This is a genomic window from Kurthia zopfii, assembly GCF_003143955.1.
GTDB classification, from domain to species: Bacteria; Bacillota; Bacilli; order Bacillales_A; family Planococcaceae; genus Kurthia; species Kurthia zopfii.
Genome location: NZ_QFVS01000005.1, coordinates 1 through 12,240 on the forward strand (window position 1 = coordinate 1; position 12,240 = coordinate 12,240).

Here is a 12,240-nt window from a genome sequence, read left to right on the forward strand (position 1 = left end):
TAGCTCGGTCAAATAAGAGAAACCGCTGCAAGTAAAGAAATACACTTGCAAGTACGCTCTATTCCCAAGAAGCTCCCACTTCAAGCGTGAAGAACCGCAAGGTTTAGCTAAGTGGCGAGTAGTTCACAAACAATTTCAACTTTAGTATTTCTCAACAGAATCATGTAATATAATATAGTTAGAGTATAGAACGAAAGGAAGTAAGTTATGTCTCAAAAATCAACGCAAGCTGTTGAAGATATCAGCACTGCAAAATTAATGTGGCAATTAACACGCCCACATACGTTAACAGCAACTTTCGCTCCAGTCATTTTAGGTACTGTTCTGGCGCTTAATGATGTAACAATTAATTGGTTATTATTCGCAGCAATGCTTGTTTGCGGATTATTTTTACAAATCGCAACAAATTTATTTAATGAGTATTATGATTTCAAAAGAGGTCTCGATACAGTAGATTCAGTGGGAATCGGTGGCGCACTAGTTCGTCATGGTACGAAACCTTCTTCTGTATTAGCATTTGCTTTAGTCCTTTACGGATTAGCTGTCGTACTAGGTGTCTACATTTGTATGAGTTCTAGTTGGTGGTTAGTAGTGATCGGAATTGTCGGCATGTTAATCGGCTACTTATACACAGGTGGTCCAGCACCAATCGCATACACACCATTCGGCGAATTATTTGCAGGATTATGCATGGGCATTGGATTCATTTTAATTTCATACTTCATTCAAACAGGAACTGTTAGTATGACAAGTTTCTTAGTATCTGTTCCACTTGGAATTTTAGTTGGTGGAATAAATATGTCGAATAATATTCGTGATATTAAAGAAGATACAGTCGGTGGACGTAAAACTTTAGCGATTTTAGTAGGTCGTAAAGTAGCGATTCAATTACTAGCCGCTTCATTCATCATTTCATATGCATGGATTATTGGCTTAGTCATTGCAGGAATTGTGAGCCCTTGGTTATTAATCGTACTTGTTAGTGTACCAAAACCAATCGCAGCAATTAAAAACTTCAATGAAGGTGAAGGAATTCCGATGAAACAAGGTTTAGCGATGAAATCTACTGCGCTAACAAATACATTTTTCGGATTTTTATTATCAATTGGCTTAGTGATCGACTACTTGTTAAAATAAATAGTAAGAAGTAAATCGAAAGGGAGGGCATGAACCGTCCCTTTCTTTTTATTGCAAAGGAGTTTTCGAATGTTATCTAAAAAAGAAAAAAGTGCTGTTTGGATTCAACGAAATATTGATGTATTCAGTTGTCCACACTGTCAAAGTGACATGACTTTAAAAGAAAATAAAACACTTGTATGCCACAATAATCATAGTTTTGATTTAGCGAAGCAAGGTTATATGAATATGCTGACGCATCAAGTGAATTCAATGTATGATCAATCCCTTTTTGAAGCACGCAAAAAGGTTATCGATGCGATGCTATATGAACAGATGTATGAGGAGATTTTACGTCATTTACCAACAGAAAAAGCATCAATCAATGTGTTGGATACAGGTTGTGGTGAAGGTACGCATTTACAAAAATTAAAGGATTTCTATACTGGTGAAATGGCCGCAGCAGGTATTGATATCGCGAAGGAAGGCATTTTAGCAGCTGCTAAAAACTATAGCGAAATTATGTGGATTGTTGGCGATTTAGCGAAAAGTCCATTTGCTTCGAATAGTTTCGATGTCATTTTAAATATCCTTTCTCCAGCGAATTATGATGAATTCAAAAGATTACTTAAACCAAATGGCAAAGTGATTAAAATCGTTCCACAAAGTGGTTACTTAAAAGAGTTGCGAGAACAGTTTTATGCACAATCAGAAAAGGAAGCATATTCGAATGACAAAACGGTCGCGCGTTTCAAAGAAAGTTTTCCACATGTGGATACTTTACGCGTAACCGCAACGAAGAAGATATCCACAGAACTTGTACCGCTACTTGCGCATATGACACCAATGGGCTGGCATCAAGAACAGAAAATGGATGATGTGAAGCTGACAGAAATCACTATTGATGTAGAAATTTTAATCGGTACGTTATAATAATATGGAAGCAGTTGTTAAATTCTATTATAGATAGGGTTAGACAACTGTTTTTTGTTTTAATTATGAAATTTCATGGGTAAAGAGTAGAGAGGTGGTGAGACGATGAAATATGTAATTATTGGCGGAGACGCAGCGGGTATGAGTGCGGCGATGGAGATTTATCGACATGATCCCCAAGCGGATATTACTACTTTAGAAAGTGGTCACAATTATTCTTACGGACAATGTGGATTGCCTTACGTAATCGATGGGCGAATCGGCTCAACGGAGGAAGTCATTGCACGGAGACCAGAAGTATTCAGAGATAAATATAATATTGATGCGAGAACGATGCATACAGTTACGAATGTAGATACAGACAGACAAATCGTGTCAGGTGTTTTTACAAATACGCGTGAACCATTTTCCATCCAGTATGACAAATTATTAATTGCGACTGGTGCTAAATCAGTGAAGCTGAAAATGGAAGGTAGAGAGTTAAAAGGCATCCGTTCTTTAAAATCGATCCCTGATACGGAAGCCATAATCGGTGAGGTGAAAAACGTCGAGCAAGTGACGATCGTCGGTGGCGGTTATATCGGTTTAGAAATTGCGGAAGCACTTAGTGAAATCGGCAAAAAAGTACGGATCTTATTAAGAAGTGGGCAAGTGGCAAGCTTTTTGGATAGCGAGCTGGCGAAGAAAATACATGAAGAAGCTTATAAACATCAAATCGAAATCGTCTTCAATGAAGAGATGGTTCGTTACACGGGAACGGATTGGGTGGATGGGATTCAAACATCTAAAGAACATTATCCAACTGATTTTGTCATTGAAGCAATTGGCGTTCAACCGAATACTGATTTCTTAGATGGTGACAAAATTGAACTCGCAAAAAATGGCGCGATTCGTGTAAATCCACATTTAGAAACAACGGTGAAAAATGTTTATGCGGCGGGTGATTGTGCGCAACATTTCAACCGTATGAAGCAGCGAGCAGACTATATTCCACTCGGTACAACAGCGAATAAACAAGGTAGAATTGCTGGATTGAATATGGCAGGAGTTGCAGAAACATTTGCTGGAATCGTCGGAAGTTCTATTTTAAAATTCTTTGATGTAACGATCGGGAAAACCGGTTTAAATGAAAAAGAAGTGAAGGAACTAGGCTTCGATTACGAAGAAAGTACGAAAGAAGTAACGAATATTTCGAGCTACTATCCAGGTGGAGAAGATATGCTCGTGAAGATGATTTGGAAGAAGGATAGCAAGCGACTTCTAGGACTCCAAATCGTTGGTGGAGCCGGTGTCGACAAGCGAATAGATGTAGGAGCGGTCGCTTTATTCCATCAAATGCGCTTACGCGAGTTACTAGATTTAGACCTATCTTATGCGCCACCGTTTAATAGCGTATGGGACCCAGTTCAAAAAATGGCAAAACGACAGTTATAAAAAGGAGTTAACGAAGATGTTAGAAATCCGAATTTTAACCGAAAATGATGCACATGAATATTGGGATTTACGAAAACAAGCATTACTTGATGTACCTGATGCATTTGGTATGTCATACGAAGAAGCGATGGCAATTGAAAATCCAATTGATGAAGTGAAAGAAGTGACGAAAGGTGATCTAAAAGATTTCTATGGGGTCTTTTTAGATGGCGAATTAGTAGGCGCAGCGACACTTTCTCAAGAGGATTCTGAAAAAATGTCACATCGAGCAAATATTGAAGCAGTTTATGTATCTTCAAAAGCGAGAGGAACTGGCGCAGGTTCAGCATTGCTGAAGAAGATTATTGAAGATGCGCGTAAGAATCCCGAATTAGAAAAATTGAATTTAAGTGTTGTCACAACGAATGAACCAGCAGTGGCATTATATAAACGATTAGGCTTTGAAATAATCGGAACAGAACAGCTATCGATGAAACAAGATGGCACATACTTTGATGAATACTTAATGACATTAATTTTATAAAAAAAGACCGTTGAATAACAGAGCCTTCAAGTGAAGGAACTCATCATTCAACGGTTTTTTTTTTTTCTAAAAGGACGCAGAATTATGACGAATAAAGTCAGTAATACTAACCCGCCGAAAGAGTCTAACCATACATCTGACATCGTCGCAGTACGTCCTGAAGTAAAGGATTGATGGAATTCATCTGCTGCTGCGAGTGAAAATGTAATAGCAATCGCATAGAAATAACGCCATTTTCTTGGATACAATGCAATATATAAAGCAATTGCAATCGCTCCAAATGACAGTAAATGCGCCACTTTACGGATTAAAAATTCTAAGAAATAGTAATAGCCTCGTTCTTCAACTGAAACGGTAATGCCCCAATAAGGAATTTTAAACTGTGATAAAAAACCATGCAAAGGTTGATTCGGAAAAAGTTTTTGGAGTGTAGGAACGATTGATTGTTGTTCATAACTCTGGCTTGAGGAAATGAAAATAATTACGACAAGTAGAGCGAGAGGAATGTATTTTTTCATATATAAAAAATAGCATAAATCACAGTTTTTTTACATGATTAAGCGTAGATTTATGAAAAATGTTATAGTAGTACAACATAAAGATTTAGAAGGAGTCGTGAAATATGATTGGAAGAAATGACCCATGCCCATGTGGTAGCGGTAAAAAATATAAAAAATGTTGCGCCAATAAAGAGGTAATTACAGTAGCGGAAGTTTTAGATGAAGAAGTAGAAAGAGTACTACAAACTTTCTATGATACATTCCCGAAACGTAATGACTATGAAAGTTACCACGATGTCGTGAAAAAATGGAATGAAGCATTAGGCGATTCATTAGAGCTAGATTTAATTGAAGCAATTGCGATGGACTATTTCTTCTTCCACGAACGCCAAGATATTTGGACAAGCTATTTAGAAAAAGTTGTGAAAGATACAATTCGTCCTGCAACGAAAGAAGTTTTAGACATGTGGACGATGCCGAAAATGATTTTCGCTAAAGTTACAGCGGTAGATGAGTTGTACATGACAGTTGAAAATATTTATTCAAAAGAAGTGTTTGAACTGCGTAGAGAAGGCGACAGACCAATTCCTGAAAATGTACATGTATTCTGCTTCTCATTACCAGATCCAACAGGACGTGCGAATAAATTCATCTCAGTATCAAGTATGATTTTCTTCCCAGTTGATCAATCAGATGTATTTAAATCATTCATCAAATCAACTGAACAAGAAGAGGAGAAGTTCTGGAAAGAGCATGCATTAGAATTATGGCAAGCACTTGCGGCAAACGGTTTTGAAGGTAATGAATATACAGATTTCGAAACAGAAGTATTTGCGAAAATGGTAGATTATTTAGAAGAGATGCAAAGAGATTCTTCGAAAATCGTTCAATTGACAGAGGATTTCGTTGTTGAAAAACAACCGAAAGCTCGTAAACCAGTAGCCATTGCAGCTGGAGCGATTCGTTTTGGGAATGACCACGGTTATTTCGAAAAAATCGATACGACTGTAAAAGCGATTGCGGAGCATTTTGATGTATCGGCATCATCATTAAATAAATATGCAAAAGAAATTGAAGAATACGCTGAAACTAAATAAGCAACTTTTTCGTATATAAGGTGTCCTATTAATTAGGGCATCTTTTTTATTTGGATTCGTAATATACATGAAGGAGCTGGTATGTATGAAAAATCAACCTTTTACAGACGAGCAGTTCGATCAAATATTCGCTGAAAAGTCAGCAGAAATAAATGAACAATTAGAGCAAGAAATTTTAATCGCGATGATTGGCGACGTAAATGCAGGGAAATCATCAACAATTAATCGACTAATGTCACAGGAAGTGGCGAGAGTTGGCGCGAAGCCTGGCGAAACAGTGTCGATTGAAAAATATTCGTTACAAGATAAAATCGTTTTCGTTGATACACCTGGGTTAGACGATATTGTCAGTGAAAATTCTAAGCAAACTTTGCAATATTTTAAAGAAGCCGATGTCGTTCTATTTTTCCTAAATGCAGCAGGTACCGTGTTATCTGAAGCAGAATTGAAAACATTAAAACAAATTCGTGAAGTAAATAAAGATATATTAATCGTTTTGAATAAAATTGATGCTGCGGATGATATCCCAACATTAGTGAAGTATATTCAAGATCACACAGCTTATAATTATCCAGTCATTCCAATTTCATCGCGCACTGGTGAGAATATGTCGATGCTACAAGATAAGATTTTGACGGTGCTTGAAAAAGAAAAAAAGGACGTACTGATGGCGACGTACATGGCAGATAAGTCCTCCACTGCGAAAAAGTGGATTTTAGCTTCTGGTGCATCTGCTGCCGCAATCGGTGCAATACCTTTACCGGGAGCAGATTTTGGACCACTAACAGCACTTCAAGTAGCGATGATGATTAAACTATCGAAACTATATGATAAGCCGATTACAAAGGATCGTGCGAAAGAAATGGTCATCGCAACGATCGTCGGGAATATCGGTAAAACGATTTTCCGCCAAGTGATCAAAGTCGTACCAGGAGCAGGTTCAGTTGCGGGTGGATCAGTTGCGGCCGCAATGACGATTTCATTAGGCTACGCTGTGAAATACGCACATGAGCGCGATATTGATTTAGATGTGAAATCACTCAAACCACTCTATGATTTATTTTTAAAAGAGGAAAAAAAGAAAAAGAAATAAATGTAAAATGGGGGAGTCTTCGGGCTACCCCTTTTTATATTTAGAATTTTTAGAAAATTAAATCATTTTATGTTAATATAGACTAATCAATTAAAAATTAAGGGGGATGTAAATGGATACGATCAAAGGAAAGTATGCGCCTTTATTTGATTTTCTCCGCAACCAAACCGAACGAATCGTCACTGTGAAATTTGAAGAAATTGAAAAAATAATCTGCAATAAGTTACCAACGTCAGCTTACAAGCATCGCGCATGGTGGGGCAACACACGGAGCGGTACATACGTGCAGTCTGCGGCATGGATCGAAGCGAATTTCCGCGTTGAAGATGTTATTTTTGGTGAGGAAGTGATCTTTCAGAAGACATCTTCACAGCTTTTAACGAAAAAGAGATATAAAAATACACGGAAGAAAAAAATTCCACCAACTAAAGAAATCATCTGAAACATTAGGAGGACAATTACAATCCATTGCCCCTCCTGATGTTTTTTTGTTTATTAATGGAAAGTGAGGGAATAAGCAATAATGATTTGTTTAATAGGGGGAAATTCTATGTTGGAAACAATCATACTCATTATTATCATTAATGTAACTTACATGACTTTGACAACTTTGCGATTAATTATGGTAATTAAGGGGTTTCCACGCGTTGCCTCACTCTTATCAATCGTTGAAGTTTTTATTTATTTAATGGGATTAACAATGGTTTTGGATGACTTGAGCAATCCGTGGAATATGGCGGCATACTGTCTAGGCTGGGGATTAGGTGTTTTTGTTGGTAGTTTGATCGAGCAGAAACTAGCTTTAGGATATGTTCTTTTTGAAATCATTATTAATCTAGAAGACGCAGAAATTGTCCATGAATTACGTTCGAAAGGCTATGGAGTGACATCGTGGTTAGCAGACGGCAAAAATGGTCAGAAAATCTGCATGCGCGTAATCGCAAAACGAAAAAACGAGAAGAAATTAAGAAATACAGTTTTAGAAATGTGGCCAAAAGCATTTATTATTTCGTACGAACCAAGCAAATTAAACGGTGGTTTTTTAGTGAAACAGATGAAATCAGCAAGATAAAAAAAGATTCGACTTAAATAGTGTTGATTTATAAGGAGGCGATTCGGAAAAACGAGGATGAATTTATTTATAAATGATAGGAATCTATGATGTTAATCGATTGGTTAATGTGTGCAATGATAGATTTTAAACAAAAAGTCCTCTCCAAAAACACAAAAAATGAGATACTTCTAAAAACGAAGTATTTTATGGAGAAATGAAATAATTGAGTTTATAAGTTGATAACATTAGATTTTTGTCGATTTATAAGGGAATAAACAATAAAGATTTTGAATAAATAAAAAATTTTAAACGTTTTTTGTACATTCAGTACACATTTTACAGTTTTTATTTTACAATGGGATTAAGGGAAAATAGATATCAGATTCATTTATGCGAGCCAAAGTCTCCTATCATCGTTTATAATGAACTATGACGTAAATTTCATCGTTTCACATTTTACAAACAATGAATCAAGAAATAGGTCAATAAACAGATTTAGAGGGAGATTAATATGTATCGAGTAGTAACGATTTTAGTAGGATGGTTTTTAGGCTTATTCAACAAAGTGAAGGTATTCGACAAAGAGAAGTTACCGGCAGAGGACGGTTACATTATTGCATGTACGCATACTGGTTGGATTGATATGTTGAATTTAGGAATTGCTGTCCATCCTAGGCCGATTCATTTCATGGCGAAGAAACAATTATTCGATCACAAAGCATTAGGTTGGTTTATTACAAAAATGAATGCCTTCCCTGTCGATCGCGACAACCCGGGGCCAAGTGTTATTAAAGTGCCTAGACAATTAATTAAAAATAATGAGATCGTCGGAATCTTTCCAAGCGGTACAAGAAATTCGGAAGGTTCAAGTCTAAAGCAAGGTGCGATTACGATTGCGCAATTGTCAAAAGCTCCTATCATTCCAGCAGCTTATATTGGGCCGAACACACCTAAAGATGTTTTTGCACGCACAAAGGGAGCGATCATTTTCGGTGATCCGATCTATGTAGATGCAAAAGGCAAAGAAGGTCGTGAGGAATATACGCAGCTTTTAGAGCAGCGTATGATCGAATTAGAGCAACAACTACAACAAGAGATGAATAATAAATAGCGAGCTAGTCAAATTCAAGGGGAGTTTGATTTAGTTACAGTTACAAAGGTTGGGGAACCATAAAAAATAATAGGGGTGTAGTGTAATGGTATCAGTTGACATATTTGAACAGAATGGGAATACTTTAGTAGAAAAATCAGCACTAGAATTAATGACGGAGAAGCGTAGTCAAATCATCTTCAAGCAGCGTATGTCAGTGGGATTAACACAATCACAGTTGGCAGAGCGAGCGAATGTGACGCAGAAAACGGTTAGCCGTATTGAACGTGGAGATACGAAAGTACGAGAGTCTACGTTGCAAAAAGTGTATGAAGTTCTTGGAATTACAGATCATCATCTTTCAGACTTAAACTAATCAATTACATATCGACTAAAAAGGACAAACTGTTTGTATTTTTTCACAAACGGGATGTCTTTTTTTCTTGAATCATGGGTATATATTGATTAAGGCTGAGAGAAACTGTAATATTTAATGAGGCTTTAAAATGAAATGATGGGTGATGAGAAGATGGAAGAAGTAAAAAATAAACCTTCGAAGATGAAGGAGCTTATGTCATGGGTATGGCCGATTCTAATCGCCATAATCGTGGCGGTTGGTGTACGTCAATTCCTATTCGCTCCTGTAACTGTAAAAGGTGAATCGATGGAAAATACTTATCATGATAATGATCGTGTCATCATTAGTAAATTAAGTAAAATTGAACGTTTCGATGTTGTCGTATTTGAATCGCCAGTAGAAGATGATCACTATATTAAACGTGTCATCGGCTTACCGGGAGATCATGTTGAAGTGAAAAATGATGAGCTTTTCATCAATGGTAAAAAGTATGATGAACCATATGAAAGCGACCATGTGAAAGATTACAAAGCAGATGGTCTTAACTTCACGGAAGATTTCAAAATGGAAGACGTAACAGGCGAGAAAGTAGTACCTGAAGATTCTTACTTTGTTTTAGGGGATAATCGTCAAAATAGTAGCGATGGCCGTGATTATGGCTTTATTAAGAAATCTGCAATTAGCGGTGTAGTTGCATTCAAATTCTTCCCTTGGAATTAATAAATCCTTCAAGAGTACTATTCATCTGTTTAGGGAATATTTGCCGTTCACCGATGGCAGAAGCTGTGTTCAATCAATTTTTGAAGGAAAAAGGTATTTCTAACGAATTCCAAGTCGATTCAGCAGGAACGAGCAGCCTTCACGAAGGAGAACAGCCACATCGCGGTACACGTCAGAAACTAATGGAACATCAAATTTCGACAGAAGGTATGTTTAGCCGGCCGGTAGTTGAAGAAGATGGTCAATTGTATGACTATATCGTTTGTATGGATGCGAGTAATGTGCGTAATTTCTTACAAATGGTGGACGTTTCAAATAAATCGGAAGTGCTTCGCTTTCTAGATTTAACCGTTAAACCGATGGATGTACCGGATCCATATTACACAGGTGATTTTGAAGAAACATACCAACTTTGCAGAAACGGTTGTGAAGTATTGTTGGAGAAAATTCTGGATGATCGAATGGCTGGGAATTAATTTTCCTAGCTTTTTTCATCTTGAAAATCGGGTATGAGTTAAAGAAGTGAGGAGGTCATACAATGGAATGGAAAAATAGAAGAAAAAGTGACAATGTAGAAGATCGTCGAGGTTCAAAAGCGCCAGCAACAATCGGCGGAATTGGTGGAATCGGAATTATTTTAGTTATTATTTATACATTAATGGGTGGAAATCCAGGCGATATTTTAGGCGGGACATCAAATACGCCACAGGTGAAAACAGAAACAGCGGGCGATTACAAACCCTCAAAGGAAGAAGAGGAAATCGCAGAATTCGTGCAAGTCATATTAGCCGATACAGAAGATGTATGGCATGATGTTTTTAAAAAAGAAGGCAAAACTTATAAGGATCCAACACTTGTTTTATATACAAATTCAGTTGCATCAGCATGTGGCAATGCGACTTCAGCGGTTGGCCCATTTTACTGCCCAGGCGACCAAAAACTCTATATTGATTTGAGTTTCTATGATGAATTACGTACGCAATATAAAGCACCGGGTGATTTTGCGATGGCGTATGTAGTTGCACATGAAGTAGGTCATCATGTCCAAACTTTACTTGGACAAACGCAGAAAGTTCATGCACAAAATGGACGAGTTTCGAAAAAAGCATACAATGAATTATCCGTAAAACTGGAGCTTCAAGCGGATTACTATGCGGGTGTTTTTGCCAAACATGTTCAAGATCGAGGCTATTTAGATGAAAAGGACTTTAAAGAAGCTTTAACAGCCGCAAACGCAATTGGTGATGATACTTTACAAAAAAGAGCGCAAGGATATGTCGTACCCGACTCATTCACACATGGTACGTCAGCACAGCGTATGAAATGGCTTGAACGTGGTTTCAAATATGGTGATTTAAGAAATGGTGACACATTCAACGCACGTGATTTATAACCATATTTCACTACTTTTCTACTTTATGTAGCATTACTCTAATTTTGAAGTATAGGAATTTTTGACAGGATAGTGTATAATGTTACAGTGAAATATTGGCTCGTCATTAAGTCGGGCGACAGTCCAACTGCCGTCATATAAAGATATTCTAATTTTGAAAGAGAGTGAAACTTCATGGGACGTAAGTGGAATAATATTAAAGAGAAAAAAGCATCAAAAGATTCAGCAACAAGTAGAATTAACGCGAAATTTGGTCGTGAAATTTATGTAGCGGCAAAATCTGGGGAACCAGATCCAGTGTCGAACAGTGCATTAAAAGTAGTTTTAGAAAGAGCTAAAACTTACAGTGTACCAAAACATATTGTTGACCGTGCAATTGATAAAGCAAAAGGTAATACAGACGAGGTTTTCGAAGAACTACGTTACGAAGGATTTGGACCGAATGGCTCAATGGTAATCGTAGATGCATTATCGAACAACGTAAACAGAACAGCGGCAGAAGTGCGTACAGCCTTTAATAAAAATGGCGGTAACATGGGTGTAAGTGGTTCAGTTGCATATATGTTTGATAGTACAGCAGTATTTGCAATGGAAGGCAAAACAGCAGATGAAGTACTAGAAATCTTAATCATGGCAGATTTGGATGCTCGTGATGTTTTTGAAGAAGAAGGTACGACAATTGTTTATGCAGCACCAAGTGATTTCTCAACAGTACAAGACGCTTTAAAAGCAGAAGGTGTTGAAGAATTCAGCGTTGCAGAAATTACAATGCTTGTTCAAAATGAAGTTGAATTAGATGATGCTTCAAAAGAACAATTCGAAAAAATGATTGATGCTCTTGAAGAGTTAGAAGATGTTCAAGAAGTTTATCATAACGTCGAGTTATAAAATTTTCACATCGGGTCGGCAGTTTATTCTGTCGGCTCTTT

At 37.2% G+C, this 12,240-nt stretch carries 15 protein-coding genes; 14 read left to right on the forward strand and 1 reads right to left on the reverse strand.

The window, feature by feature from the left end; genetic code table 11:
* Nucleotides 1-207: 207 nt before the first annotated feature.
* The 4 genes from DF281_RS03040 to DF281_RS03055 all read left to right on the forward strand — a co-directional run bounded on the left by DF281_RS03040 (nucleotide 208) and on the right by DF281_RS03055 (nucleotide 4,006).
* Complete coding sequence (locus DF281_RS03040) at nucleotides 208-1,137, forward strand: 1,4-dihydroxy-2-naphthoate polyprenyltransferase (RefSeq protein WP_109348775.1); 930 nt, start codon at nucleotides 208-210, stop codon at nucleotides 1,135-1,137.
* Nucleotides 1,138-1,206: 69 nt separating this feature from the next.
* Entirely contained in the window at nucleotides 1,207-2,049 is an 843-nt protein-coding gene (locus DF281_RS03045; RefSeq protein ID WP_109348776.1) for a methyltransferase domain-containing protein, read from the forward strand.
* A gap of 105 nt (nucleotides 2,050-2,154) precedes the next feature.
* A complete protein-coding gene (locus tag DF281_RS03050; RefSeq protein WP_109348777.1) occupies nucleotides 2,155-3,483 on the forward strand; it encodes an FAD-dependent oxidoreductase in 1,329 nt (442 codons plus the stop codon).
* A gap of 16 nt (nucleotides 3,484-3,499) precedes the next feature.
* Entirely contained in the window at nucleotides 3,500-4,006 is a 507-nt protein-coding gene (locus DF281_RS03055; RefSeq protein WP_166636053.1) for a GNAT family N-acetyltransferase, read from the forward strand.
* A gap of 47 nt (nucleotides 4,007-4,053) precedes the next feature.
* Here DF281_RS03055 and DF281_RS03060 read toward each other — a convergent pair whose 3' ends face one another.
* Nucleotides 4,054-4,524 carry a VanZ family protein gene (locus DF281_RS03060; protein ID WP_109348779.1) on the reverse strand — a complete coding sequence of 157 codons (471 nt, stop codon included), beginning with the start codon at nucleotides 4,522-4,524 and terminating at the stop codon, nucleotides 4,054-4,056.
* Between the two features lie 104 nt (nucleotides 4,525-4,628).
* Here DF281_RS03060 and DF281_RS03065 point away from each other — a divergent pair, with 104 nt between their 5' ends.
* From DF281_RS03065 to DF281_RS03110, 10 genes are all read left to right on the forward strand, one after another.
* Nucleotides 4,629-5,603 carry a YecA family protein gene (locus tag DF281_RS03065; protein WP_109348780.1) on the forward strand — a complete coding sequence of 325 codons (975 nt, stop codon included), beginning with the start codon at nucleotides 4,629-4,631 and terminating at the stop codon, nucleotides 5,601-5,603.
* Between the two features lie 85 nt (nucleotides 5,604-5,688).
* Entirely contained in the window at nucleotides 5,689-6,696 is a 1,008-nt protein-coding gene (locus tag DF281_RS03070; protein WP_109348781.1) for a GTPase, read from the forward strand.
* Nucleotides 6,697-6,808: 112 nt separating this feature from the next.
* A complete protein-coding gene (locus tag DF281_RS03075) occupies nucleotides 6,809-7,138 on the forward strand; it encodes a DUF7662 domain-containing protein (RefSeq protein ID WP_109348782.1) in 330 nt (109 codons plus the stop codon).
* A gap of 108 nt (nucleotides 7,139-7,246) precedes the next feature.
* The gene (locus DF281_RS03080) at nucleotides 7,247-7,768 is read left to right on the forward strand and encodes a DUF2179 domain-containing protein (RefSeq protein WP_109348783.1); all 522 of its coding nucleotides are present in this window, start codon (nucleotides 7,247-7,249) and stop codon (nucleotides 7,766-7,768) included.
* A 493-nt stretch (nucleotides 7,769-8,261) separates the two neighbouring features.
* The gene (locus DF281_RS03085) at nucleotides 8,262-8,861 is read left to right on the forward strand and encodes a lysophospholipid acyltransferase family protein (protein ID WP_109348784.1); all 600 of its coding nucleotides are present in this window, start codon (nucleotides 8,262-8,264) and stop codon (nucleotides 8,859-8,861) included.
* Nucleotides 8,862-8,946: 85 nt separating this feature from the next.
* On the forward strand, nucleotides 8,947-9,216 hold the full coding sequence (locus tag DF281_RS03090) for a helix-turn-helix domain-containing protein (protein WP_109348785.1): 270 nt from the start codon (nucleotides 8,947-8,949) through the stop codon (nucleotides 9,214-9,216).
* 153 nt (nucleotides 9,217-9,369) lie between these two features.
* Nucleotides 9,370-9,918 (forward strand): signal peptidase I, encoded by a 549-nt coding sequence (lepB, locus tag DF281_RS03095; RefSeq protein WP_109348874.1) that lies wholly within the window; start codon nucleotides 9,370-9,372, stop codon nucleotides 9,916-9,918.
* On the forward strand, nucleotides 9,909-10,394 hold the full coding sequence (locus DF281_RS03100; RefSeq protein WP_307725160.1) for a low molecular weight protein-tyrosine-phosphatase: 486 nt from the start codon (nucleotides 9,909-9,911) through the stop codon (nucleotides 10,392-10,394). The genes lepB and DF281_RS03100 overlap by 10 nt, the downstream gene beginning before the upstream one ends.
* A gap of 62 nt (nucleotides 10,395-10,456) precedes the next feature.
* Nucleotides 10,457-11,311, forward strand: coding sequence for a KPN_02809 family neutral zinc metallopeptidase (ypfJ, locus tag DF281_RS03105; RefSeq protein ID WP_109348786.1), 855 nt, complete (start codon nucleotides 10,457-10,459; stop codon nucleotides 11,309-11,311).
* Nucleotides 11,312-11,485: 174 nt separating this feature from the next.
* Complete coding sequence (locus DF281_RS03110; protein ID WP_109348787.1) at nucleotides 11,486-12,199, forward strand: YebC/PmpR family DNA-binding transcriptional regulator; 714 nt, start codon at nucleotides 11,486-11,488, stop codon at nucleotides 12,197-12,199.
* Nucleotides 12,200-12,240 lie beyond the last annotated feature (41 nt).